Genomic DNA, 23,920 nt, shown 5'->3' with positions numbered 1-23,920 from the left:
ATGAACTTTATAAAAACAGAGAGAATACACTTTCATACGTTCGATTCGTTGAGGTTTCTGTCTTTTTTATTAGTTTTCTTACGCCATTCCCCCGTTCCTGAAGACAGTATTTTATACTATTTTTCTCATGAAGGGGGGATTGGTGTTTCTTTTTTCTTTGTTTTGAGTGGTTTTCTCATCACTTATATTTTGATCCTTGAAAAAATTAATAATCAGGGGAAAGTTCCATTAAAAAAGTTTTTTAAAAGAAGAATATTAAGAATCTGGCCGTTGTATTATGCAATGGTTTTATTTGCAATGTGTACACCTTTTATTCTTAAATTTTTCAACATTTCCTACTCCAATGAGGGATATCAGCCGAATTGGTTTTTTACGTTGACATTTCTCGAAAATTATATGGCGATGTTCACTAGAGAACTTCCAAATGTCGCACCGTTAACGGTAATTTGGTCACTTTGTGTAGAAGAACATTTTTATATTTTCTGGGGATTGGCTTTTTATTTTATTTCTTTAAGAAATATTCCAAAACTGTTTGTTGGATGTATTATTTTCTCTTTTTTTATGCAAACCGTTTATGAAAAATATGATCTGAATACTTTAGATCTGTTTACAAATATTCATTATTTTGCTTTTGGGGCAATTCCTGCTTATATTTTTGTTTTCAGAAAAGATATTATTAAAAATTTGGAACAAATTCCGGCTGTTTACAAGTATTTATATGCTGTAACAGTCTTAGCAGTCATTGTAATTGTTGCAAATACAAACATAATTCCTGATTTAAAATTGAGTTCGCTGCTGTTCAGTATTTTATTTTCAGGGTTGATTTTGTTTACGCTTGGCGAGAGGAATGTTTTTAAAATTTCAGATAAAAGTATCTTGGCTAAACTTGGTAAATATACATACGGATTATACTTATTTCATACTATGGTTATCAGTTTATTCATTAAAATTGGGGATAAACTTGAATTGGGATGGATTGAGATCACTTTATTATCATTTGTTTCTACCGTAATATTTTCTGCATTATCTTACCATCTTTTTGAAAAACAGTTTTTAAAGCTTAAAAATAAAATTCAGGCTTAATTCTGCCTTTCCTTTCTTACCAAACATCAATGTTTCTGATTTTTAGTTAGACTAATTTTGCTTAAATAAAATCAACAATATGGAATTAGGAATAGGAATGTTTGGCGATTTATCAGTCGACAAGACAACCGGAAGATATAGAGATGCAGGAGTGAAGATCCGCGAAATTCTTGAGCAGATAAAATTCATGGATGAGGTAGGAATTGATGTTTTCGCTATGGGAGAACATCACCGTGCAGATTATGCAGTTTCTTCCCCTGAAATTGTTTTGGCAGCCGCTGCAAGTATTACAAAAAATATAAAATTGGCGAGTGGGGTGACGGTTTTAAGTTCATCAGAACCTGTAAAAGTGTATGAAGACTTTTCAACATTAGATTTAATTTCTGATGGTCGTGCTGAGATTTTCGTAGGACGCGGAAGTTTCATCGAATCTTTTCCATTGTACGGGTATTCTTTGAATGATTATGAAGAGCTTTTCGACGAAAAATTAGAGTTATTATTAAAAATAAATTCTGAAGAAAATGTTTCATGGTCAGGAAAACTTCGTGCACCGATGAAAGACCAAACCGTTTATCCGAGAGCAAAAAATGATGGAAAACTATCTATCTGGAGAGCGGTTGGAGGAACTCCACAATCGGTTTTGAATGCTGCTCAGTTGGGAATGCCTCTGGTAGTGGCAATCATTGGAGGAATGCCGATTCAGTTTAAAAATTTAATTGAATTTTATAAACAGGAATACCAAAAAGCAGGTCATGATATTTCAAAAATGCAGATTGCCGTTCATTCTCATACTTTTGTAAGTGATGATCCTGAAGTTATTGACGGATATTTCCACAATTACAAATCTCAGATGGACAGAATCGGTGCGTCGAGAGGTTGGGCTCCTTACACAAAAATGCAGTATGAAGGCGGAAGAGGCAAAGACGGAGCTTTATTTATCGGAAATCCAAAAGAAGTTGCCGATAAAATTGCTTACCTGAAAGAGATTTTTGGAATTACAAGGTTCATCGGTCACATGGATGTCGGAGATCCTTCTCATGAAGTTATGATGAAATCTATCGAATTGTTCGGAAAAGAAGTAAAACCGATTATTAAAAATCTATAAAAAAAACTCTCCGCTGAAAATTTTCAACGGAGAGTTTTTTTTCCAATTATCAAATATCCTCAAATAATTCGGATAAGACTCCCTCGTTCTTCGTCTTTTATAATTTCTAAAGCTACAGGAATTTTTTCTTTAAGCTCTTCCACGTGTGAAATAATACCCACAATTCTGTTTTCTTTCTGAAGTGCATTAAGGGTTTCAAACACAATGTTTACTGATTCAAGATCTTGAGTTCCAAAGCCTTCGTCGATAAAAAAGAAATTTTTCTCCGACTGAGCATTTGCCTGAACACTTTCTGCCAAAGCAAGAGCAAGGCTCAAAGAAACCTGAAAAGCCTGCCCGCCGGAAAGTGTTTTTACGCTTCGGCTTCGCCCTTCGTTGAGATAATCGATGATCTCAAAATCATTATTTTCATTCAGCTGCAGACTGAGCTGATTTCTTGTCATTCTGTGGAATCTGATATTGGCATGATCGCACAACTGACGCAGATAAATCGACGAAACATATTGTACAAAACCTGCTCCTTTAAACAGATTGAGCATCGTTTTCAGATTTTCAGAACGTTTCTGAAGTTTTGCATGTTCTTTCAGTAAATCTTCTTTTTTACGGAATTCTTTTTCTAATCTTTCGATTTCAGCGGTAAGTTTTACTACAGAATCGTTGATCTGCTTTAGTTCATTTTCAGCATCATTAAATTCGGTTTCTTTCAACGTGAATTGATCTTTATCAAAAGAAAAATCTTTCAGCTTCGCTTCCAGTTCGAAAATTCCGTTTTTCAACGTTTCAAAATCGATTCTGAATTTTTGAATATTATTTCTGGATTCTTCAACATTGATTTTCTTTTCCAGAATAATTTCAACATCATTAAAATCGCTGAAATTATTTTGGGATAAAGATGTATTGATGGTTTCCAGATTAGAAGATATTTCTTTTTGAAGCTCTGAAATCTGTTTTTCTAACTGGCTGAAAATTGTTTTCTGTTCTGCCAGTTTCGGAGAAAGTTCTTTTTCCTTTTGGACTAATTCCTGATAATTTTTCTCTGTCTCAATATTTGATTTTGCCAGTTTTTGATAACTGTTTTCAACTTCTTCCGTCGTTTTCAGATAATAATTTTCCCAATCTAATATTTTTAAATTCGAACGATTGGTGTTGATTTGTTCTTCTTTTTTTGCTTCCTGAATTTTAAAAGTTTCAAGAGCCTTTTGGTATTTTTCTAAATTTTCCAGTTCTTTTCCTAAATTTTCGCGTTCTTTAGAAATATTTTGGCTAATAATTTCAATTTGCTTTTCCGTTTCTAGTGATTGGGAACGTTTTTGATCAAATTCTGCTTCATTTTCGGGATTAAAAGCATTCCACGTGAAATTTTGCAGATGATTTTGAATATTTTTCTGAATTTGAGAAAAGATTTCCTGTTCAGTTTTTAATTGATTTTCAAAAATATTTTTTCTCTCAAGGATTTTATCGATTTCAGTTTCCTGTTTTTGAAGGAGAGAAATTTCATGATCGGTAGTTTGAATTTTCTCCTGTATTTCGTTTAATTCTGTGTTTACATCGTGAAATTCCACAATATTCGGATGTTCGGATGAACCGCAAAGCGGACAGGCTTCACCGTTATGAAGTTCACTGGAAAATTTTGCAAGCTCCTGCTGAATTTTTAAATAATCAAGTTTTTGCGAAAATGCTTTCTTCTGAGCTTCGAGATTTGCTTTTTTACTTTCAAAATTCTCTTTCAAATTCTTTGGAAAAGCTTTTAATTCCTCTAAAATTTGCTCAATCTGAAGTTGTTGTTTTCTTATTTTTTCAGTTTGCTCGTCCTGTGATTTTTTGAAGTTTTTTTGTTGAATAAACCAATTTCCGACATTCAAAAGTAGAGTAGAATCAAGCTTTTGTGTCTTTAATGTTTCGATGTCTTTAGAAAGCTGATCGATATTCTGCTGAATATTTTTCCTTTTTTCTTCAACCTCGGTCACTTCTTTAAAACCTTTTTGAGTTCTTTCCTGAAGATTTTTAATTTCATTTGAATAGATCAGTATTTGCAAAATCAGGCTTAAATCATTCTCCTGAATTTTCGACTGTTCCAAGACTTCAAATTGAGGCTGAAGAAGAGAAAGCTGTTCTTTTATAGTAGTAAATTGTAACTCAGTTTTCCGGACAACTGTAATCTGCTTTTCTGCTTCTGTTTGTTTTCCTGAAATCTCTTTAGAAAGCTTATCTTTTTCTGAAATTAAAGGAATAAAAATTCTGGAAATCCTATCATATAAATCAGTTTGCGTTTCTAAAATATCTATTTCAGTTTTCTGTGTCAATAGTGTATCAAAACTGTCTTTTTTCTGTTGTAAACTTTCAAAATCAAGTTTAAGATTTTTAAGTTGCTGAAATGCATCGGAGATTTTCCGGAAATTTTCTTTTGCTTCCTGAAATTTACTTTGTTCTGTTTTTAAATTTTCCTTTTGAATGGAAATCTGTTCCTCGTTAATCTCTTCAAAACCTTTCAGCTGCCCGTCCAGTTTATCGAGTTCAGATCTGTTTTTTATATTTAAGAAAGAAACATTATTTTGAAGATCATAACGCTGAAGTCCGAAAATTTCCTTCATCATATTGGTTCTTTCCGTAGCTCCCAGCTCCAGAAATTCTTTGAACTGACCTTGAGGAATGATAATCGTACGTTTAAAATTCGCATAACTGAGATTAACAATCTGTTCTGCGTTTGAATGATCCAAAGGAATCCATTTATTGTCAATATTCTGATAAAAGGTAACAGAACTCGGTTTTACATCATCAAATTTCTTAGAATTACGCTTAAAATCCCTTGTAGCACGGAAAAGCTTGTTTTCAAAATTTAAAAAATCAAATTCGATATACGAACTGTTCGATTTTAAATTCATCATATTGTACGCTCTTTTATCACGCATGTTGAGACGTTCTGTTTCGCCATAAAGCGCGAAAGAGATTGCTTCAAGAATAGATGATTTTCCCGAACCTACAGAACCAAAAATTCCAAATAAACCTGCTTCCGTAAGATTTTTAAAATCGATGGTCTGGCGTTCCTGATAAGAATAAAGTCCTGCAATGGTCAGCTGAATCGGGATCATAATTTAGGCATTTAAAATTTCGTTAAACAAATTCATCAGGTCTTCATTAGCTTCCTGTCCGCCATTTTTAGATTTAAAATAATCCTGAAATAATGATTCTATATTTTGATTTAAATTGATCTCATGAACAGAATTTTCATTAAAATCCTGATTTTTAATTTTCGGAATTAAATACACAATACCATTATGAGATTGATAAAGACGCTTCCTTTCATCGGCAGTCAGGAATGTATCGCTTTCTAAAGTCAGTTCCACAAATGTGTTTGGATTTTCCAGCAACCATTCAATTGCTTTTTCTACAGAATCGAATATTTTTCTGGCTAAATTTTTTCCACCTTTCAATTGGATCTTCTCAAAAGAAACATTTTTTCCGGGTTCTGCATCAATGATGGAAATATATTTTTTGTGTCCTGCTTCGCTGAAACTATACGAAATAGGGGAAGATGAATAAACAACAGGTTTTTCTGCACTTCCTATATTTTGAAATCCATGCAGATGTCCTAAAGCTGTATATTGAATCTGCTGCGGAATAATATCTGAAAAAATAAGGTCTGCATTACCAATTTTAATGGGCTTTTCTCCTTCCGGTTCTTCCAGAATTTCTGCTCCTTTTTTATTCATATATAAATGTGCAGTCAAGATATTGATGCCGTTTTCATCGCAAAATTGATCTGCAAGATGCTTCCAGTTTTCGGCTAAAATTTTATTGATTTGTTCTTCTTTATTTTCTCCAAAATATTCTTTTAAACGAATTTCATTCGCATAAGGCGTATGTAAAATACGAATCGGAATATCAGAATTTTTAAATTTCAGTTCAATAAATCCTTCTTCAGCATTTAAGATACCGAAATATTCAGTTTCAAAAGGACTGATTTTCGTTTTGGGATGACCGATAAGAATAATTCCACACTCACGGGCTAGAGGATCGGGAGCGTTGATAAGATTCGGGGAATCGTGATTTCCTGCAATGGCAATTACCGGACGTTTTCCGTTTAAAGAAAGCCTTTTTAATATTTTATAAAATAATTCTACGGCTTCAACACTTGGATTAAAATTATCAAAAAGATCTCCCGCAATAATAACAAGATCCACATTTTGTTCATCGGCTATTTCAACGATCTCGTTTAAAACTAAAACCTGTTCTTCCAGACGCGAAAAACGATCTAATCTTTTTCCCAAATGCCAATCGGCGGTGTGAAGGATTTTCATTGTTTATTATTGGCTTCTCTTGCTTTAAAATCTTCTCGAATCTGTTTTAAACGTGCTTTTCTTTCTGCTTCTGCATTTTGTATTTTACGTTTTTTTTGATTGATTTTATCTTTGTTTTTTTTCCTGTTTGCTTCGTTATTTTTGCTCATATTTTTTTCGTAACGAGTGATTTTATGGCTGAAAAATACCTTCATCAAAAATACTAAAGATTAAGAGTTTAAACAATTTTAGTAGTTAAGTTTGATAAAATATTTTAATTTTACTGCGTTATGGAAGAAAAATCAAAAGATCCTCTTCACGGAAAAAGACTCGATGCCATTCTTGAAGAACTTGTAGAATATTATCAGGGATTCGAAAAACTTGGTGAACAGATCAATATCAAATGTTTCACGGATAATCCCAGTATTAATTCTTCTTTGAAATTTTTGAGGAAAACCGATTGGGCAAGAACGAAAGTGGAAAGTTTATATCTGTATGTTTTAAGACAGAAAAAACGAAACGAAACAAACAGCAGAAAGTAAAAAACAGAGTATTGCTTTAAGATTCGTTTTTTAATACCTCCTTCTAGTAATTATTTCAAAAATAGTATATTTGTGCCGTTAATCGTGAAAAAACTCACGAAAAAAAAGAAAAATATGACAATTGAAAACAACCATGTTGTAGCTGTAAAGTATATACTTCATACAATCGAAGAGGATGGAAGTAAAATTCTTGTAGAAGAAACAACAGAAGAAAATCCACTTACGTTTTTATACGGAATGGGAATGATGATTCCAAAGTTTGAGCAAAATATCCTTGGTTTACAAGCTGGTGATAAAGCTGCTTTTGTGATTCAGCCGGAAGAAGCTTACGGTGAAAAACAACCGGATGCTATTGCGCAATTGCCGATTGATATGTTCAACGAATCAGGGATTCCTCCTGTTGGAGCTATTTTACCGTTGTCTGATAATCAGGGAAATAATTTTCAGGCATTTGTAGTAGAAGTTACTCCGGAAGTTGTGGTAGCTGATCTTAACCATCCAATGGCTGGGAAAGTTTTAGATTTCCAGGTAGAAATCTTGAACACACGTCCTGCGACAGAAGAAGAATTGTCTCATGGTCACGCTCATGGAGTTGACGGAAACGAGGCCCACTAAATAATTTTAAAATAAGATAAATGTCCGATTTTTTGTCGGACATTTTTTTTGCAATATCGTTGATGTTTATTTTAATCTAAAAATTCTCCGGAAACATAATACCATCTGTCGTACATTTTCTGAAAGATTGAAAATTCATGATGAAGTTGCGGAGTTCCGTCCTGATCGGTGTAATAAGCTTTAAACTCTACATGATTTAAGGCGGGAGTCTGCACAATTTCCAGTTTTGTCCATTGATTAATTTCTCCCCATTCCTGCAGATCTTTTTTGTTGTGAAGTTTTCTTTTTCCGGGAAGAGTTGTTTCCATTAAATATTCACCATTTGGAATCGCAAAGGCAGAAAATCTGGAACGCATCAAAGCTTCAGCAGTTGGAGCGTGTTTTTCTCCTGTATGATAAGGTTTACAACATTCTTCGTAGGATTTTCCTGAGCAGCAGGGACAGTTCATTTCGTTCTAATTTTTTGAAATACGAATTTACAGGAATATTTTTCACAAATTACATAAACGTGTTTAAATAAAAAAGCATCCAAAAATGAATGCTTTTAAATTTATTTAATAAAACCTCTGCTTCTCAATAAAGGCTTAATATCAGGATCATGTCCCGTAAAATCTCTGAATGCCTGATTCAAATCAACAGAATTTCCTACGGAAAGAATATATTTTCTGAAACGGTCACCGTTTTCTCTTGTCAAGCCACCGTTCTTTGAAATCCATTCCCAAGCATCATTATCCAAAGTTTCAGACCATAAATAAGCGTAATATCCTGCAGAATAACCACCTCCCCAGATGTGTGCAAAATAAGGAGTGTGATATCTTGGAGGAACTGTTGCTAAAGTAAATCCGTGTTTCGCTAAAGATTCTTTTTCAAAATCTAAAACAGGAATCAACTGACTTTCATTTGTCACCGTATGCCAATCCATATCAAGTTCGGCAGCAGAAACCAATTCCGTTGTCATATAACCTTGATTGAAGGTTGCCGCTTTTTTTATTTTATCAACCAAAGCTTGTGGAATCGGCTGTTTTGTTTCATAATGAAGAGCATAGTTTTTTAAAACCACAGGATCTAAAGCCCAGTGTTCGTTGATTTGTGAAGGAAACTCCACAAAATCCCTTGGTACATTTGTCCCTGAAAGTGATGGGTATTTCTGACTGGCAAACATCCCGTGGATCGAGTGACCAAATTCATGGAAAATAGTAGAAACATCATCATAACTGATTAATGAAGGTTTTCCCGGAGCAGGTTTCTGATAATTATAACAGTTGACGATCACAGGTTTTGTGCCTAATAAATAAGACTGTTCAACGAAATTACTCATCCATGCACCACCATTTTTAGAATCTCTTGTGTAGAAATCTAAGTAATAAATTGCAATAGATTTTCCATCATGATCGAAAACTTCATAAGTAACAACATCAGGATGATAAACAGGAAGGTCTGTTCTTTTTTTGAAAGTCAAGCCGTAGAATTTTTCAGCAGCGAAGAAAACCCCTTTTTCTAAAACGGTTGTGATTTCAAAATAAGGTTTTATTTCACTTTCATCAAGATCAAATTTCGCTTTTCTCACCTGTTCAGCATAAAAATTCCAATCCCAGGGTTCAACTTTGAAACCTCCGTTTTGCTGATCGATCAAATCCTGAATGTCTTTTGCTTCACGTCTTGCGGTTTCTACAGCCGGAGTCGCAATCTGATTCATTAATTTTGTGGCAGCTTCCGGAGTTTTTGCCATCTGATCCTGCAATTTCCAGTCTGCGTAACTTTTTTTACCTAAAATTTGTGCTTTTTTAAGTCTAAGTTTAGCTAATTTTTCAATTGTCTCTCTTGTATCGTTTCCATCACCTTTTTCAGCTCTCAACCAAGATGCTTTGAATAATTTTTCTCTTGTTGCTCTGTTTTTAAGGTTTTGTAAAAGAGGTTGTTGCGTCGTATTTTGTAAAGCCAACAAATACTGACCGGGTTTTCCTGCGTTTTTAGCGTCAGATGCGGCCGCTTCAATTTCATCAGCAGAAAGGCCGTCTAATTCTTTTACATCGGTGAAGTAGACTCCGCCCTGTTTTCTGGCTTCCAGTAATTTATTGGAATATTGCGTAGAAAGTGAAGCCAGTTCCTGATTTATTTGCTTTAATTTTTCTTTGTCAGCAGCAGAAAGATTTGCCCCTGCAATTTCGAAATTTTGTTTATAATATTGGACTAATCTTTTGCTTTCAGAATCTAAACCATTTTCGGAAATAGCTTTAATTCTTTTATAAAGATTTTCATTAAGGTACATTTTATCAGAATGAGCTGCAAAAATCGGAGCATATTCTTCGTCTAAAGCCTGTAAAGTTGGGTTTGTATTCGCACTTGTTAAGTTTGAAAATACAATCATGGCTCTTTTTAAAACTTCACCACTTTTTTCCAAAGCTACAATGGTGTTTTCCAAAGTTGGAGCTTCAGGATTGTTGGCGATTTTCAGAATTTCGGAGTCGTGCTGTTTTAATCCGAAATCGAATGCAGGTTTAAAATGCTCATTTTTAATTTTATCAAACTCAGGCGCTTCATATTGAAGCTTGCTTTTCTTCATAAAAGGGTTTGATGAAAGGGAAGCATCCGGAGCCGGAACTTCCTGATTGGTATCGGTGCTTTTCATTGTAGTACATGATTGATTAAATGCTAATGCAGAAATTAATAATACCGATGTAATATTTTTCATAAATTAGTTGTTATTAAAAGTATAAAGATAATTAAAACTTAATTCATAAAAATGATAAACATGAAATCACAAACTCTTTTTATTTTCTCAGCTTTTGTATTATTAGCTTCGTGCGAAAAGCACGATCGAAGAAATGGTGAAAACGGAAAAAGCAACTGGGTAGAAAAGGTTGTCACCAATGACGATGGAGGACCTGCGAGACAGAAAGAAGTAACGGGCGATTTTGATGAAATTGAGGTTTCTCAGGCAATCGAGGCTCAAATTATAAAATCGGATATTGAAAAGGTGGTAATCTCTGCTCCGGAAAATATTATTGATGAGATTTTAGTGGATAATGATGGCGGAAATCTTCATATTCATTATAAAAAAGGAATCCGAGTGATGAATAATAATAAAGTTATTGCTAAAATTTACGCCAAAGATTTCTCAAAATTAATTGCTAATTCTGCGGCAAGTATTAGTGTTAAAGATAAATTTGTTCAGGAAAAAACGCACATCGAAATTTCAAGTGCAGCATCAGTTTCCGGAAATCTTGAAGCTAACGATTTTGATATTTCAGCGGACAGCAGCAGTAGCTTCAGCGGGAAAATCTGGGCTGTTGATCTGAATGTTGATGCTTCTTCAGCGGCAAGCATTGATATTTCCGGAAAAGCAAAAACTGCTGATGTGAGTGCTTCTTCGGGAAGTAGCCTTTCTGCGAAAGATCTTGTAGCGGATAATGTAAGTGCAGAAGCATCGAGCGGTTCGAGCGTGGACATCAGTGCAAGTGCATCAATTAAAGCAGAAGCATCTTCAGGCGGAAGCGTGAGTGTTTATAAAAAAGGAAACGTAACTTCAGTTACAAAAGAAGAAAGCAGCGGCGGAAGCGTGAATATTCAATAAGAAATTATTTTTCAGATTCCTCATCTTCATCATCAGTTGAGGAATCCTGCCATTGTTGATTATCAAAATTAAGATTATCATAAGCTAATAATTCCTCCTCTCGTTGGAGGATTTCTTTTGTGTTAAATAGAACAAGTTCATCTTCCTCCTTCATTTTGGCTAATTTTCTTACAGAAGCTTTATCAATTGCCATAAATCTTTGTCCGAGACGTCTTGCTGCGTATTTTCTCATGCCGGTTTCATGAAGCACATCGATCGCCATATCAACAGCTGTTCCCAGTGTTTCACGATAAATATTATTAATTCCGTTATTTAAATAATCATAGGCATCGAGTCTGTTTTTGGCTCTTACAAAAATTTTCACGTTCGGATAATGTTCACGTACAAGATCGGCAATGAATTTATTGTCATCAGGATCATCGAGACAAAGAACCAGAATTTCGGCATCATCGATTCCTGCAGCTCTTAGAGTTGGGATTTTCGTGGCGTCACCATAATAAACTTTAAAACCATGACTTCTCAATAATTTCACACGATCAGAATCTCTGTCTAAAACCGTAGCGGAAACTTTATTAGCTTTCAAAAGCCGCCCAACCGTACTTCCGAAATGTCCGAAACCGACAATGATAATTTTTTTTTGTGAAACATCTTTGTCGAGAATATTAAAATCACTTTGTTCTGCCGGAACTTTTTTGATAAATTTCGGAGTAATAAGTTTATCATTAATAATTAAAAGGAAAGGAGTTATACACATCGTAATGGCGGTAACAGCCATCATTTGGGCATTCAGTTCAGGATTTAAGAGATAAAGACTTGAAGCATAATTAATCAAAACAAATGCAAATTCTCCAACCTGCGAAAGTGCAAAAGCATAAAATAAACTTTGTGGAGAGTCAATTTTGAAAAACTTTCCGACGGCGAATAAAACGATAAATTTTATTGCTAAAACAGTAAAAACAGTACTGAAAATAAAAATAGGATCTTCCCGAATGATATTAAAATTCATTGTAGAACCAACACTCACGAAAAATACGGCAAGCAAAAGTCCTTTAAAAGGATCTATTTGTGCCTCCAGTTCGTGACGGAATTCACTGTTTGCCAACATCACACCTGCAAGGAAGGCTCCTAAAGCGGGCGACAATCCGATGGCAACCATTAATTCCGAAACTCCGATAACCAAGAATAGAGAAGAGGCGGTCAAAAGTTCGGTCATTCCTGATTTTGAAACATATCTTAAAAACGGAACAAAAACATATCTGCCTAATAAAATTAGAACGACAACTCCCAAAATTACAGTTGCAAACTGCATCCACTCCGGAAGAGTCTGTATAAGAACCTGAATCTCATTGTCATGATGTTTAGCTTTATAATTGGCAATAAGTGGCAGAATTGCCAGAATAGGAATCACTGCAATATCCTGAAACAAAAGAGTAGAAAATGAGGCTTCTCCAGCTAATGTTTTTAAATTATTTTTTTCCTGTAAAGTCTGCAGAACGATTGCTGTAGAGGACAATGCAAAACACATCGCAATGGCAATCGCTTTGTCAATTCGCCAACCAGCCCAAATGAAAACTAAGAAAAGTAAAGAAATTGTCAGAAGCATTTGAGTTAAGCCGAGTCCGACAATTTTTTTCCGCATTTCCCAGAATTTTCTTGGCTCTAGTTCTAATCCGACTAAAAATAAAAGCATAATCACACCAAATTCACTGGCGTGCATGATTCCGTCAACATCTTTTCCTGTTAATCTTAAAACATACGGACCAATGATAATTCCTCCTGCAATATATCCGATCACAGAACTTAGCCCGAATTTTCTCGCCAGCGGAACCATAATAATGGCAACGCCTAAGAAAATAAGTGTGTTCATTGCTAAGCTGGACTCCATATTCTATTTATTGAGAAGTTCTACGAATTTCTGTTTATGCAAAATAATTTCTTTTTTTGAAAGCTTATTAGCCTCATAAACAACCTTGACATTTTTAACGTTTGCTTTAAAAACATTCAAAGAAACGATGAGACCGCTGATCAGTTCTTCCACGGTATATTTATAGGTACCTTCTTTGGTGAAGGATCTTTCTTTTCCGCCTGTTGTTACCAATATATGAACTTCTTTGCCTTCTAATGGATTATAGTGATCTTCTTTCAGCCAGTCGCGGTCGAAAACTTCATCGATCCAAAGTTTTAAAAGAGGAGGCATTCCGAACCAGATTAAAGGAAGCTGGAAAATGAAACGGTCATAATTTTTTATCCTTTTTCTTTCCCTAAAAGCGGCAATATGAAAATCCGGATATTCTTCGTAAAGATCCCGAAGTGTAAAATGCTGGTGACGAACATAGAAATTGATGAGCTCTGCATTCGAGTTTGAGTGCTCTAAATAAGGATGCGCAAAAACTACCAACGTCTTCTTCATAAAGCCTGTTTTCAGTAAATATAATGAAATTTTATTGAATAAAAAATGGGTTTTGAACAGGTTTAGTAATTTTTTAATATTAAAATTTGAATTTTATATTTAAATAAATTAAAGAATTAATATTAAAACTTTTTTTTCCTAAAAATGACAAGGCAATACATTTAAGCTTGATGAAAATAAAAAATCGATCAATAATGACCGATTTATATTTTTTAACTGATTTAATTTTTACCATCCACCGGAAGCACCACCTCCTCCAAAACTTCCGCCACCGCCGAAGCCTCCAAATCCGCCGCCACCGCCACCGGAACTTCCGCCGCCAAAACCGCCTCCTCCGAAGCTGCCCGGGAAAGGGAAAAATCCTCCGGGATAATTTCTGCGGCCTCTTCTTGATAGAATAACGTCATCATCATCATAATTTCCACCGCCTTTTCCGCCACCTTTATTTCCAAAAAGAATGGCCAGAATAATGATAATTACAAAAGCGATCAGAAGAATTTTAAAAATACTTCCGTCACCACCACCAGTTTCCTGATTGTTCAAAGGTTTGAATTTTCCCTGAACCGCTTCCATCAAAGCAGAAGTTCCACGGTTGATGCCTTCGTACCATTCTCCCTGCTTGAAATGTGGAGTAACGATATAATCTAAAATCTGTCCCGCAACGGAAGCTGTTAAGTATTGTTCAACCGCTCTTCCTTGCTGGATCGACATGGTGTGATCCTCGGTTGCAATTAGAAAAACAATTCCGTTGTCAACTCCTTTTTTTCCGATTCCCCATTTCTGTCCAAACATGGTCGCCAGAAAATTCACATCTTCCCCTTTTGTAGACGGAATAATAACTACTTCAATTTCCGTTGAGGTAGAATCTGCAAATTTTATGAGCTTATTATTCAGTTCATTTTTTTCCTGTTGGCTTAGTAAATTAGCTTCATCAAAAACAGGATATAAAACTGCCGGTTTTTCAGGAACAGTGTATTGTGCTGATACAAAAGTGTAAAAGCAGATCAATAAAAATGAAAATACTATTTTAAGAGAACGTAATCTCATTAGGTAATTCATTGGGATTTTCTCCTGTTACAGGAAAATATTTTTTTAGTTCAAGACCGGTTTCCAGAATCCCGCTTTTCAGGGCTTTGTAATAATTTCCTTTGGCAAATTCAGAGGTGATGTAATCATGAAGATGATCCCAATACGACTGATTTACTTTTTCATGAATTCCCGTATCTCCAATAATTGTAAGATATTTTTGTTCGAAATTAACATGAAAAAGCACGGCATTTTTTTCGGCTGTTTTATTTAAACATAACTCTTCGAAAACTTTGAATGCAATTTTTGCATTGTCATCTTCAGTATTCGAGTCGATATGCACTCTTATCTCGCCGGTAGAATGTTCCTCTGCCGATTGAATAGCTTCCACGAGGGAAGCTATCTGCTGTTTTGTTAAGAAATTATTATCCATTATTCTGAGAATACATCAGGTGCTTTTTGAGCTCCTGCTTCCGCTTTGAAATAAGGTTTTTCTTTGAAGTTTGTAAAATTCGCCAAAATATTATTCGGGAAAGTTTTTATCGATGTATTGTAATCCTGGGCTGCTTCGTTGTAATAAACAGTTTCTGTTCTGATGCTGTTTTCGATTGCAGTATATTCTCTCTGGAAATTGATATATTGTTGATCTGCCTTTAAGTTTGGATAAGACTCCACAACAGCCATCAATCTGCTTAAAGCTCCTGATAATTCACCTTGTGCAGCCTGGAATTTTGCCATATCCTGCTCAGTCATATTCGTAGGATCAATATTAATTGATGTTGCTTTGGAACGAGCTTCAACCACTTTAGTCAAAGTTTCCTGTTCAAATTTAGAATAAGATTTTACGGTTCTTTCCAAATTCGGGATCAGATTGGCTCTTTTCTGATACACAGTTTCTATATTAGACCACTTTGTATTAGCAGTTTGCTCTTTGGTGACGAAATTGTTGTAACCACTTTTGCCCCAGAAGAAAATCACAGCAACAATAATAAGGAGAGCGATACCGATAGTTCCTGCGCTCAGACATCCTTTATTTTTCATAGTTTAATTTTTTTTAAAATTTTTTGTGCTTACCAAATATACAAATTATGTGCTAATTTTGTAAAAATTTATTTTAATGACAACAATTGTGGTGGCAATGGGAGAGAAAAATGAAATTGGTTTTGAAAATCAGTTACTTTGGCATCTTCCAAAAGATTTGAAACACTTTAAGGATATGACTTCGGGACATCCGATTATTATGGGAAGAAAAACGTATGAAAGCATCGGGAAGCCTCTTCCCAACCGTACCAATATTGTTGTGTCGAGAAAGAAAGATTGGTTTGAAGAAGGAATTCTGATTGTCGGAAGCGTAAAGGAGGCTATGAAATTTGCTAAGAAAATTGATGAAGAAGTTTTCATTATTGGCGGCGGAAATATTTACGGGCAGACAATAGATCTTGTTGATAAACTTGAAGTTACTTTAGTGAAAGCAGATCTTCAGGCTGATACCTATTTTCCTAAAATTGACGGAAAGGTTTGGAAGAAAACTCAGGAAGTTTGTCATGAAAAAGATGATAAAAACCAATATGATTTCTGTTTTCAAACATTTGAGAGAGTTGAAGGTAAATAGTTGCCGGTTGATTGTTTTGAAATGCGTAAAATTTTTAAGTAGAAACCATCAACAAACAATGATTAACTAACAACCGAATTTCTTATCTTTGCACTTCTAAAATTTAATAATGAATAAATATATAAAAATTGCCGTTGCAGCAGTTCTTATCCTTTTAGGACTTTACATGATGATCTTTACGAGAAGTTTAGGTTGGGGAATTGTGATTTTCCTTTTAGCGGCAGCGCCTATTTTACTTTTCTTTAAAAACGAATATATTCTTTTGGCTTTCTGGCAATTGAGAAAACAAAATATGGAAAAAGCAGCAGTTTGGTTACAGAATATCACAAATTATCAAGCACAGCTTCATCAATCTCAATATGGATATTTCCATTATTTGATGGGATTGACACAAGCTCAGGATCATCCGACAAAAGTTGAACCTTTCATGAAAAAAGCGTTGGAATATGGCTTAAATATGAAGCATGACAGAGCAATGGCGACATTGAACCTGGCTGCTGCGGCTATTTCTAAAGGGAGAAAACAGGAAGGTCAGAGATTATTGGAGGAAGCAAAAAGATTAGACAGTGCAGGAATGATGACCGATCAGATCAAAATGATGAAGGATCAAATGAAAATGCCTACGATGCAAAAGCATATGCATAATCCCAATATGAGAAATAGAGGGAAATTCTAGAAAGAAAAGTTTATCAAAATATAAATGCACCTGAAAATCCGGGTGCATTTTTTTATGTCAAATTACATTTCAGAAGAATGATCATACCCATAAAACTTTGGAATTCGCCAATGATATTTTACGGCAAGTGTTCTTATCCCTACAATTAATAAAATGGTAAAAACCTGAATGATTGTATAAGAAAGCGTAGTGAAATTGGTAAGCAACAAAAATGTAGCACCTCCGACAATACAGGCTGTAGCATAAATTTCTTTTCTGAAAATCAAAGGAATTCTATTCAGTAAAATATCCCGGATAATACCTCCGAAACAGCCCGTAATCGTTCCCAAACCAATACATATTAATGGATGAATATCTGCATTCAACCCTTTTTGAACACCAATAATTGTAAATAATCCTAATCCGAAACTATCGAAAATAAATAAGGTAACCTTAAAATTTTTCTCCAAAGATTTAAATATCATTGAAAAAATACTTGTAATGATAATCACGCCACAAGTCAACAGGTCATGCATCCAGAAAACCGGAATATCTAATAATAAATCTCTTACAGTTCCGCCACCAACAGAAGTTACAAATGCGATAATGAGCACTCCAAAAGGGTCAAGACGTTTTTGCATCGCCGCAAAACTTCCCGACATCGAAAATGATATCGTTCCCAGCACTTCTATGGCAAAATTGAACTGTTCGTGCATATTTTATCTATGATAAATGATAATTGGTGAATAATGTTTTCTTCACAAGCAAATTTTAATTATCATTCAACAATTATTTTACTTTTTTCTCAACTCTTACTGCTTCCGGAACCAGTAACTCATATTCTCCGCTATGGTTAATAATTTCCCTCACAATACTGCTGCTGATAAAAGATTTTCCTGATGAGGTTAATAGAAATACGGTTTCCAGTTTTTTATGAGCTAATGTTCTGTTGGTGTGGGCAATTGCTTTTTCAAATTCGAAATCGGCAGGATTTCTTAAGCCTCTGAGAATATATTGGGCATTTTTTTCGAAGCAATAATCAACTGTTAAGCCTTCAAAATAATCCACTTCCACATTGGGAAATTCGGCAACAGAATTTTGGATGAATTCCATTCTTTTCTCCAACGGAAACATATATTTCTTCTGAGAATTTTGTCCGATCGCAATGATTAATTTATCAAAAAGCGGTGCCGCTCTTTCTATAATATCATAATGTCCTAAAGTAATAGGGTCAAATGACCCCGGAAAAACAGCGATTTTCATACTATTTTGATTTTTTAGCTAGAGCTTTTTCAACTTCGTTTCCACAAAGGTCTGTGATAGAAATTCCGTAAATTTTTGCCTGTTGAGGAAGAATACTTGCAGGAGAGAATCCTGGATTGGTATTCATTTCCAGCATGTAAGGAATTCCGTTCATTAAAATAAATTCACTTCTTGAAAAACCACTCATTCCAAGAGAATTATAGGCTCTTTTTGATATTTCTTCAACCCTGATTCTTGTTTCGTCGTCGATTCTTGCAGGAGTAATTTCTTCCGAAGCACCTTCATATTTGGCTTCATAATCGAAAAATTCATTTTGAGGAACAATTTCTGTAATTCCCAAAACGATGGTTTCTCCCTTATAATCGATAACTCCGACAGAAACTTCCATTCCGTCGAGGAAGCTTTCAATTAAAATTTCATTGTCTTCTTTAAAAGCAATTTCAGTCGCAGTAATTAATTCTGATTTTTCTTTAACCTTAGAAATTCCCAGCGAAGAACCTGACTGATTAGGTTTCACGAAAACAGGGAGACCAAGATTTTCAATGATTTCATCAACGTTAATTTCTTCTCCTTTTCTTAAATAAACACTTTTCGCAGAAGGGATTCCGTATTTTGAAAGTACGGCTAATGTATCTTTTTTATTGAATGTTAAAGCACTTTGATAAAAATCACAACCAGTGTATTTTTGTCCGATTGCATCCCAATATGCCTGAAGAATTCCGTTTTCACCCGGCGTTCCGTGGATAATATTGAAACAGACATCGAACTTCAGTGTTTCATTGTTGTCTAATGTAACTGAAAAATTACCCTTGTTGATGTCATATTTTTTATCATTTTCACCTAAAAAATACCATTCATCTTTAAGGATAACTACTTTATACACATCGTAAAGTTCTCTGTCTAAGGAATCATAAATTAATTGTCCGCTTTTTAATGATACAACGTATTCGTCCGAATAGCCTCCCATTACTACGGCAACTTGTTTTTTGCTCATAACCATATAGTATCAATTAAGGCAAATTTAAACATTTTATATAATGGATAACTGCAAATTTGGAAATTTTAAGCTCAAAAATGAAATGTGTTAAATAAAAAGGACATTATAAAATTATTAATTATATTTGCTGTCTAATTATAGTCATTTTAAGTATGCTTAAATCACTTTTCAATTGGAAAGTTTTACTGAACTTAGTCGTAGCCATCGGTGTTTTTGTGGGGTTGGTTTGGCTTACATTTCGTTGGTTAGAATATCATACTAATCATGGTCAGGAAATTCCCGTTCCAAATATTGTCAATAAATCTGTACAGGAAGCAATCAAGATATTGGATGATTCCGGTTTGGAATATGAAGTGGATAGCCCTCAGTATAACCCTAAATACAGACCTTTTCAGGTATTGCAGGTATATCCTACACCGGGTTCTCGTGTGAAAGACGGAAGATCGATCATATTAAAGGTTAATCCGAGAACTTGGGCAAGAGTAGAAGTTCCTGATGTAATTAATAAATATTCAGGTCTTGCTTTCCAGAGATTGGAGCAGGTAGGATTAAAAGTTGGTGATACGATTTATGAACCAAGCATTCAAAAAGATGCGGTTATAAGAATATTATATAAAGGAACTGAGGTAAAAGCTAAAACAAAACTGGCGAGATTTTCGATTGTAGATGTTGTAATTGGTTCAGGGCCGATGCGAAATATATCGATTCCTAATGTTGTAGGATTAACGGTGAAAGAAGCGAGAGGGATAATTGCAAGAAGTATGTTTGAGGTTGGTCTTGTGGAACATGAAGATGGAAGTAAAGATGAATCTGACATTATTTATTATCAGGATCCTGCAGCGGGAGATGTCCGGGATCAGGGAATGCAGATAGACCTTTGGGCAAGTAAAAAGACACCTGCCGAGCTGAGTGCTAAGATCGAACAACTGAATTCTATCTACAGAATGAAAGTAGATACAGGTTTACCTCCGGTACGTTATGAGGAAGTTCCTGCACATCAGGAACCTGTTTATGATGTACCTCCACCAGTAACGCCGGCTCCGAGAAAAGATAATCCGAAACCATCAACAGATGTAACAAAATCGGATGTTCAAAAAACAACAACTGCGAAACCTACGACTTCAATAAGTGAAAATAAACCAAAACCTACTTCTTCTTCAGGAAGTAATTCTGGTAATAATACAGGTTCAAATAATAATAAACCTTCGACTACAACGGCACAAAAACCTGCCGAAAAGCCAAAAGCTAAAAAAGTAGTCGTAGAATAATTATTTAATATTATAAAAAATAAAGGCTTCAACTTTCATTATGTTGAAGCTTTTTGTATAAAAGATAAAAACAATGACAGAAGATAACGAAGATTTTTTAGATGAAGAATTATTAGATCAGAACAGTATCGATAATATTGATATTGATGAAGAGAATAAAGGGCTGTACGAACATCTTAATATCATTGTTGATAAGAATCAGGAACCCTTAAGAATAGATAAGTTCTTATTAATTCACCGTAATAATTCTTCAAGAAATAAAATTTCACAAACCTGCAGAGCGGGAAATGTTGTTGTTAACGGAAATTCTGTTAAGCAAAATTATCGTGTAAAACCCGGAGATCAGATTTCTGTGTTATTGGCACATCCACCAAGAGAGAATGTTATTATTCCTCAGAATATTCCTATTAATATTATATATGAAGATGATGATTTGGTGGTTGTAGACAAAGAGCCGGGAATGGTTGTACATCCGGGATTTGGAAACTGGGACGGGACATTGGTGAATGCTTTAGCCTACCATTTTGAGCAGAACAATGAAAAGTCTGATCTTGACAGAGTGGGATTGGTTCACAGAATTGATAAAGATACATCAGGACTTTTAGTGATTGCAAAAACTGAATATGCTTTAAGTTTTTTGGCAAAACAGTTTTTCGACAGAAAGACGAAAAGATTGTACTGGGCTTTTGTTTGGGGTAACGTACAGGACGATGAAGGCACGATAAGAGGTCACATAGGGCGTCATCCTAAAAACAGGATGCAGATGCATACTTATGAAGACGGAAGCCAGGGAAAGCATGCGGTAACACATTACAAAGTTTTAGAAAGATTTAAATATATGACTTGGGTGGAGTGTAAATTGGAGACGGGAAGAACTCACCAGATTCGGGCACACTTCAAACACATCGGTCATACTTTATTTAATGATGAAAGATATGAAGGTCATACACCTCTCCGAGGAGTGAATCTTCCTAAGTATAAGCAGTTTATAAAAAATGTCTTTGAAATTTTGCCTAGACATGCGCTTCATGCACATACTTTAGGATTTATACACCCCACCACCAAGAAAGAATTATATTTTGAGAGCCCAATGCCGAAAGATATGGCGGATGCTGTAAAAAAATGGAGAAATTATTTAGAAAACTAAAAATATATTGAGAATTTTTTTATATTTGTTGAATTGAAATCAAGATTTGTTATGAGAAAACTATATGCTATAGTATGTTTAGCTCTTTTGTCCAATGCATACAAAGCACAAGAAACTTTACCGTACTACCAACAATATCTTTTAGATGGTGAGTTTTTGTTCAACCCAGCACAATACGGAAAAACAGACTACGTGCAGCTTAATCTTAACTATCAGCAGCAATTTTCAAAGTTCAGCGAATCTCCAAATGTACAATCTGTGGGGATCAACGCGAACATCTTTGATAGAGTAGGGGCAGGTTTATCTGTATTTAGAGACAGTAATGGTCCTATTTCTGCGGGTGGTATTACAGCTGGTGCTTCATATTTTATTCCTCTTAGTAGTGAAGGAGATAGAAAAGATCAATTCTCTTTTGGTACAAGCGTAAGCTTCTATAATATGAATTTTGATTATTCAAAAATTAATACGCAGGACGCTTCAGATCCATTATTGCAGGGTAGCGAGAGTAATATCTTCATGGCTTATGCAAACTTTGGAGCACAGGCTACCTATAGAAATATCTTCGCTGGAGTCTCTGTTAACGATATCGCTCTTACAAACGATGAGGCAATTGTAAACGGACGTGAGCCTTCTCCGATCAAGTTCTTCTTAAACTTAGGATATGACTGGCATATTGGAGATAATATTTATTTCACACCTTCAGCGTTAATCAACCTTAACACGAACTCTACAAGAACAGTAGATTACAACTTAATGGCTACGTTCTTTAATGATATTAATGCGTTCTCTTTCGGAGTTAGCTACAGATCTGTTCAAAACAGATTCGACAGTCAGCAACTACAGATTGCACCGGTTGTAAAAGTAAGATTCAACAAATTCATGATCGGAGCTACTTATAACCTAGGTCTATCTGATATCCAGGAATATGGAGGAAACAGCTTCATGATCGGATTAGGATATAACTTCGATAACTTCATTAATCATAGAGGTTATAGATATTAATCAATTTAATTTAAATAAATTTGAGCTCTGAATTTTTTCAGAGCTTTTTTTATGATTTATATCCACATTCCGTTTTGCAAGCAAAAGTGCAGCTACTGCAATTTCCACTTTTCAACGTCTTTAAATTTTAAAGATGAAATGATCGCTGCCATGAAAAAAGAAATCCTTTTACGAAAAGATGAGCTTCAAAACAAAAATTTACAATCACTTTACTTTGGTGGAGGAACACCTTCTATCCTTTCCCCAGACGAAATTCACTCTTTAATCGATGAAGTTTTACAATATTTCAGTTTTGATAAAGATATTGAGATCACTTTAGAAGCCAACCCCGATGATTTGGATAAAAACTTTCTGAAGGGCTTGTCAAATTCTCCTGTAAACCGTCTTTCAATTGGTACACAGAGTTTCTTTGAGGAAGATTTAAAACTAATGAATCGTGCACATACAGCTTCCGAAGCCGAAGGTTCTATCAAAAGAGCGCAGGATTTTGGTTTTGAAAACTTGAGTATTGATTTAATTTACGGTTCGCCAACATCCAATCTTGAAATCTGGAAGGAGAATTTAAATAAAACAATTGCTCTTGAAGTTCCACATATTTCTTCTTATGCCTTGACAGTTGAGCCAAAAACAGCGTTGGAAAACTGGATTTCTAAAGGGAAAGTTTTAAGTCCGAAGGAAGAAGAACAGAATAAAGAGTTCTATTACCTGTCAGATTTCTTGAAAGATAATGGGTTTGAACATTATGAAGTCTCCAATTTTGCGAAACCTGGCTTTTATTCCAGGCATAATTCCTCATATTGGAAGTATAAAGAGTACTTAGGAATCGGTCCGTCTGCACATTCTTACAACGGTTTTGATGTCAGAAGCTGGAATGTTGCCAATAATCCACAGTATATTAAAAAATTAACCTCAAATCTCTTGGCAAAAGAAGAAGAAATCCTCTCTCAAAATGATCAGTTTAATGAAATGATTATGATTGGGCTGAGGACAATCTGGGGTGTTGACCTTGAAAGTGTAAAGGAAAAGTTTAATAACGAAGTTCTTGATCATTTTCAAAGTGAAATTAAATCAAAACTGGAAGAAGAAATTCTAATAATTGAAAATAATCATCTTAAAATTCCGGAAAAACACTGGTTTATGGCAGATGGAATTGCTTCGGATTTGTTTATTGTTTAAACTTATCTTTCTTAAATATAGAGATGCTTCGACAAACTGAGCATGACATCACTAAAATATGCCGGATAAAAACAGATAGTATTGGAAGTGTCATGCTGAGCTCCTTCAAGCATCCAGTTTTATGGTGCAATGTGACGCAAAATTTACTATTTTTGTATAAAATTTCAA

Annotated in this window: 24 protein-coding genes and 1 pseudogene; 11 read left to right on the top strand and 14 right to left on the bottom strand. The window is 34.8% G+C overall.

Annotation, left to right across the window (positions count from 1 at the left end; translation table 11 throughout):
* Entirely contained in the window at positions 1–1,083 is a 1,083-nt protein-coding gene (locus ABD745_RS12095; RefSeq protein WP_344830019.1) for an acyltransferase family protein, read from the top strand.
* Positions 1,084–1,162: 79 nt separating this feature from the next.
* A complete protein-coding gene (locus ABD745_RS12090; protein ID WP_344830017.1) occupies positions 1,163–2,188 on the top strand; it encodes an LLM class flavin-dependent oxidoreductase in 1,026 nt (341 codons plus the stop codon).
* Here the strand turns inward: ABD745_RS12090 and ABD745_RS21560 are convergent.
* The 4 genes and pseudogenes from ABD745_RS21560 to ABD745_RS12075 form a co-directional block, all read right to left on the bottom strand.
* Positions 2,183–2,266: pseudogene (locus tag ABD745_RS21560) on the bottom strand (hypothetical protein); the annotation flags it as partial. The gene ABD745_RS12090 and the pseudogene ABD745_RS21560 overlap by 6 nt on opposite strands.
* On the bottom strand, positions 2,248–5,277 hold the full coding sequence (locus tag ABD745_RS12085; protein WP_344830015.1) for an AAA family ATPase: 3,030 nt from the start codon (positions 5,275–5,277) through the stop codon (positions 2,248–2,250). The gene ABD745_RS12085 and the pseudogene ABD745_RS21560, both read right to left, overlap by 19 nt.
* Positions 5,278–5,280: 3 nt before the next feature.
* Positions 5,281–6,486 carry a metallophosphoesterase family protein gene (locus tag ABD745_RS12080; protein WP_344830013.1) on the bottom strand — a complete coding sequence of 402 codons (1,206 nt, stop codon included), beginning with the start codon at positions 6,484–6,486 and terminating at the stop codon, positions 5,281–5,283.
* Positions 6,483–6,680: a hypothetical protein gene (locus ABD745_RS12075; protein ID WP_344830010.1), complete on the bottom strand. Its 198-nt coding sequence runs from the start codon at positions 6,678–6,680 to the stop codon at positions 6,483–6,485. The genes ABD745_RS12080 and ABD745_RS12075 overlap by 4 nt, the downstream gene beginning before the upstream one ends.
* A gap of 75 nt (positions 6,681–6,755) precedes the next feature.
* Between ABD745_RS12075 and ABD745_RS12070 the strand changes: the two genes are divergently transcribed.
* Positions 6,756–7,007: a VF530 family protein gene (locus ABD745_RS12070; protein WP_344830007.1), complete on the top strand. Its 252-nt coding sequence runs from the start codon at positions 6,756–6,758 to the stop codon at positions 7,005–7,007.
* Positions 7,008–7,121: 114 nt separating this feature from the next.
* Positions 7,122–7,622: an FKBP-type peptidyl-prolyl cis-trans isomerase gene (locus ABD745_RS12065; protein WP_344830005.1), complete on the top strand. Its 501-nt coding sequence runs from the start codon at positions 7,122–7,124 to the stop codon at positions 7,620–7,622.
* 71 nt (positions 7,623–7,693) lie between these two features.
* Here ABD745_RS12065 and ABD745_RS12060 read toward each other — a convergent pair whose 3' ends face one another.
* Both ABD745_RS12060 and ABD745_RS12055 read right to left on the bottom strand, forming a co-directional pair.
* Positions 7,694–8,071 (bottom strand): YchJ family protein, encoded by a 378-nt coding sequence (locus ABD745_RS12060; protein WP_344830002.1) that lies wholly within the window; start codon positions 8,069–8,071, stop codon positions 7,694–7,696.
* Between the two features lie 101 nt (positions 8,072–8,172).
* Entirely contained in the window at positions 8,173–10,314 is a 2,142-nt protein-coding gene (locus tag ABD745_RS12055) for a M3 family metallopeptidase (RefSeq protein WP_344829999.1), read from the bottom strand.
* A 60-nt stretch (positions 10,315–10,374) separates the two neighbouring features.
* Between ABD745_RS12055 and ABD745_RS12050 the strand changes: the two genes are divergently transcribed.
* Positions 10,375–11,196 carry a head GIN domain-containing protein gene (locus ABD745_RS12050; protein WP_344829996.1) on the top strand — a complete coding sequence of 274 codons (822 nt, stop codon included), beginning with the start codon at positions 10,375–10,377 and terminating at the stop codon, positions 11,194–11,196.
* Between the two features lie 4 nt (positions 11,197–11,200).
* Here the strand turns inward: ABD745_RS12050 and ABD745_RS12045 are convergent, their stop codons facing one another.
* The 5 genes from ABD745_RS12045 to ABD745_RS12025 form a co-directional block, all read right to left on the bottom strand.
* Complete coding sequence (locus ABD745_RS12045) at positions 11,201–13,081, bottom strand: monovalent cation:proton antiporter-2 (CPA2) family protein (RefSeq protein ID WP_344829993.1); 1,881 nt, start codon at positions 13,079–13,081, stop codon at positions 11,201–11,203.
* Between the two features lie 3 nt (positions 13,082–13,084).
* On the bottom strand, positions 13,085–13,606 hold the full coding sequence (locus tag ABD745_RS12040) for an NAD(P)H-dependent oxidoreductase (RefSeq protein ID WP_344829990.1): 522 nt from the start codon (positions 13,604–13,606) through the stop codon (positions 13,085–13,087).
* A 228-nt stretch (positions 13,607–13,834) separates the two neighbouring features.
* Positions 13,835–14,653, bottom strand: coding sequence for a TPM domain-containing protein (locus ABD745_RS12035; RefSeq protein ID WP_344829987.1), 819 nt, complete (start codon positions 14,651–14,653; stop codon positions 13,835–13,837).
* A complete protein-coding gene (locus ABD745_RS12030; protein ID WP_344829984.1) occupies positions 14,634–15,065 on the bottom strand; it encodes a TPM domain-containing protein in 432 nt (143 codons plus the stop codon). The genes ABD745_RS12035 and ABD745_RS12030 overlap by 20 nt, the downstream gene beginning before the upstream one ends.
* The gene (locus tag ABD745_RS12025; RefSeq protein ID WP_047397426.1) at positions 15,065–15,673 is read right to left on the bottom strand and encodes a LemA family protein; all 609 of its coding nucleotides are present in this window, start codon (positions 15,671–15,673) and stop codon (positions 15,065–15,067) included. Before ABD745_RS12025 ends, ABD745_RS12030 begins: the two co-directional genes overlap by 1 nt.
* A 76-nt stretch (positions 15,674–15,749) precedes the next feature.
* Between ABD745_RS12025 and ABD745_RS12020 the strand changes: the two genes are divergently transcribed.
* Positions 15,750–16,244: a dihydrofolate reductase gene (locus tag ABD745_RS12020; RefSeq protein WP_344829980.1), complete on the top strand. Its 495-nt coding sequence runs from the start codon at positions 15,750–15,752 to the stop codon at positions 16,242–16,244.
* Positions 16,245–16,353: 109 nt separating this feature from the next.
* Positions 16,354–16,920, top strand: a complete 567-nt coding sequence (locus tag ABD745_RS12015; RefSeq protein ID WP_344829977.1) for a DUF2892 domain-containing protein — start codon at positions 16,354–16,356, stop codon at positions 16,918–16,920.
* A gap of 62 nt (positions 16,921–16,982) precedes the next feature.
* Here ABD745_RS12015 and ABD745_RS12010 read toward each other — a convergent pair whose 3' ends face one another.
* The 3 genes from ABD745_RS12010 to ABD745_RS12000 form a co-directional block, all read right to left on the bottom strand.
* Entirely contained in the window at positions 16,983–17,615 is a 633-nt protein-coding gene (locus ABD745_RS12010; protein ID WP_344829975.1) for a trimeric intracellular cation channel family protein, read from the bottom strand.
* Positions 17,616–17,688: 73 nt separating this feature from the next.
* Positions 17,689–18,162, bottom strand: a complete 474-nt coding sequence (gene coaD / locus ABD745_RS12005; protein ID WP_344829973.1) for a pantetheine-phosphate adenylyltransferase — start codon at positions 18,160–18,162, stop codon at positions 17,689–17,691.
* Position 18,163: 1 nt separating this feature from the next.
* Positions 18,164–19,156 carry a D-alanine--D-alanine ligase gene (locus tag ABD745_RS12000; protein WP_344829968.1) on the bottom strand — a complete coding sequence of 331 codons (993 nt, stop codon included), beginning with the start codon at positions 19,154–19,156 and terminating at the stop codon, positions 18,164–18,166.
* 155 nt (positions 19,157–19,311) lie between these two features.
* On the opposite strand from ABD745_RS12000, the gene ABD745_RS11995 reads away from it, so the two are divergent.
* The 4 genes from ABD745_RS11995 (at position 19,312) to hemW (ending at position 23,752) form a co-directional block, all read left to right on the top strand.
* Positions 19,312–20,427, top strand: a complete 1,116-nt coding sequence (locus ABD745_RS11995; protein WP_344829965.1) for a PASTA domain-containing protein — start codon at positions 19,312–19,314, stop codon at positions 20,425–20,427.
* Positions 20,428–20,500: 73 nt separating this feature from the next.
* Positions 20,501–21,574 carry an RluA family pseudouridine synthase gene (locus tag ABD745_RS11990; protein WP_047397433.1) on the top strand — a complete coding sequence of 358 codons (1,074 nt, stop codon included), beginning with the start codon at positions 20,501–20,503 and terminating at the stop codon, positions 21,572–21,574.
* 51 nt (positions 21,575–21,625) lie between these two features.
* Positions 21,626–22,576, top strand: a complete 951-nt coding sequence (locus tag ABD745_RS11985) for a PorP/SprF family type IX secretion system membrane protein (protein ID WP_259128773.1) — start codon at positions 21,626–21,628, stop codon at positions 22,574–22,576.
* Positions 22,577–22,627: 51 nt separating this feature from the next.
* Positions 22,628–23,752, top strand: coding sequence for a radical SAM family heme chaperone HemW (gene hemW / locus ABD745_RS11980; protein WP_344829957.1), 1,125 nt, complete (start codon positions 22,628–22,630; stop codon positions 23,750–23,752).
* Positions 23,753–23,920 lie beyond the last annotated feature (168 nt).

The organism is Chryseobacterium ginsenosidimutans (assembly GCF_039536845.1).
GTDB classification, from domain to species: domain Bacteria; phylum Bacteroidota; class Bacteroidia; order Flavobacteriales; family Weeksellaceae; genus Chryseobacterium; species Chryseobacterium ginsenosidimutans_B.
This window is presented reverse-complemented; position numbering and strand designations above follow the sequence as displayed.

Bases quoted from the DNA above. Each gene is read 5' to 3' on its own strand.
- ABD745_RS12095 (WP_344830019.1), top strand. From the start codon at position 1: ATGAACTTTATAAAAACAGAGAGAATACACTTTCATACGTTCGATTCG.
- ABD745_RS12090 (WP_344830017.1), top strand. From the start codon at position 1,163: ATGGAATTAGGAATAGGAATGTTTGGCGATTTATCAGTCGACAAGACA.
- ABD745_RS12085 (WP_344830015.1), bottom strand. From the start codon at position 5,277: ATGATCCCGATTCAGCTGACCATTGCAGGACTTTATTCTTATCAGGAA.
- ABD745_RS12080 (WP_344830013.1), bottom strand. From the start codon at position 6,486: ATGAAAATCCTTCACACCGCCGATTGGCATTTGGGAAAAAGATTAGAT.
- ABD745_RS12075 (WP_344830010.1), bottom strand. From the start codon at position 6,680: ATGAAGGTATTTTTCAGCCATAAAATCACTCGTTACGAAAAAAATATG.
- ABD745_RS12070 (WP_344830007.1), top strand. From the start codon at position 6,756: ATGGAAGAAAAATCAAAAGATCCTCTTCACGGAAAAAGACTCGATGCC.
- ABD745_RS12065 (WP_344830005.1), top strand. From the start codon at position 7,122: ATGACAATTGAAAACAACCATGTTGTAGCTGTAAAGTATATACTTCAT.
- ABD745_RS12060 (WP_344830002.1), bottom strand. From the start codon at position 8,071: ATGAACTGTCCCTGCTGCTCAGGAAAATCCTACGAAGAATGTTGTAAA.
- ABD745_RS12055 (WP_344829999.1), bottom strand. From the start codon at position 10,314: ATGAAAAATATTACATCGGTATTATTAATTTCTGCATTAGCATTTAAT.
- ABD745_RS12050 (WP_344829996.1), top strand. From the start codon at position 10,375: ATGAAATCACAAACTCTTTTTATTTTCTCAGCTTTTGTATTATTAGCT.
- ABD745_RS12045 (WP_344829993.1), bottom strand. From the start codon at position 13,081: ATGGAGTCCAGCTTAGCAATGAACACACTTATTTTCTTAGGCGTTGCC.
- ABD745_RS12040 (WP_344829990.1), bottom strand. From the start codon at position 13,606: ATGAAGAAGACGTTGGTAGTTTTTGCGCATCCTTATTTAGAGCACTCA.
- ABD745_RS12035 (WP_344829987.1), bottom strand. From the start codon at position 14,653: ATGAGATTACGTTCTCTTAAAATAGTATTTTCATTTTTATTGATCTGC.
- ABD745_RS12030 (WP_344829984.1), bottom strand. From the start codon at position 15,065: ATGGATAATAATTTCTTAACAAAACAGCAGATAGCTTCCCTCGTGGAA.
- ABD745_RS12025 (WP_047397426.1), bottom strand. From the start codon at position 15,673: ATGAAAAATAAAGGATGTCTGAGCGCAGGAACTATCGGTATCGCTCTC.
- ABD745_RS12020 (WP_344829980.1), top strand. From the start codon at position 15,750: ATGACAACAATTGTGGTGGCAATGGGAGAGAAAAATGAAATTGGTTTT.
- ABD745_RS12015 (WP_344829977.1), top strand. From the start codon at position 16,354: ATGAATAAATATATAAAAATTGCCGTTGCAGCAGTTCTTATCCTTTTA.
- ABD745_RS12010 (WP_344829975.1), bottom strand. From the start codon at position 17,615: ATGCACGAACAGTTCAATTTTGCCATAGAAGTGCTGGGAACGATATCA.
- coaD (WP_344829973.1), bottom strand. From the start codon at position 18,162: ATGAAAATCGCTGTTTTTCCGGGGTCATTTGACCCTATTACTTTAGGA.
- ABD745_RS12000 (WP_344829968.1), bottom strand. From the start codon at position 19,156: ATGAGCAAAAAACAAGTTGCCGTAGTAATGGGAGGCTATTCGGACGAA.
- ABD745_RS11995 (WP_344829965.1), top strand. From the start codon at position 19,312: ATGCTTAAATCACTTTTCAATTGGAAAGTTTTACTGAACTTAGTCGTA.
- ABD745_RS11990 (WP_047397433.1), top strand. From the start codon at position 20,501: ATGACAGAAGATAACGAAGATTTTTTAGATGAAGAATTATTAGATCAG.
- ABD745_RS11985 (WP_259128773.1), top strand. From the start codon at position 21,626: ATGAGAAAACTATATGCTATAGTATGTTTAGCTCTTTTGTCCAATGCA.
- hemW (WP_344829957.1), top strand. From the start codon at position 22,628: ATGATTTATATCCACATTCCGTTTTGCAAGCAAAAGTGCAGCTACTGC.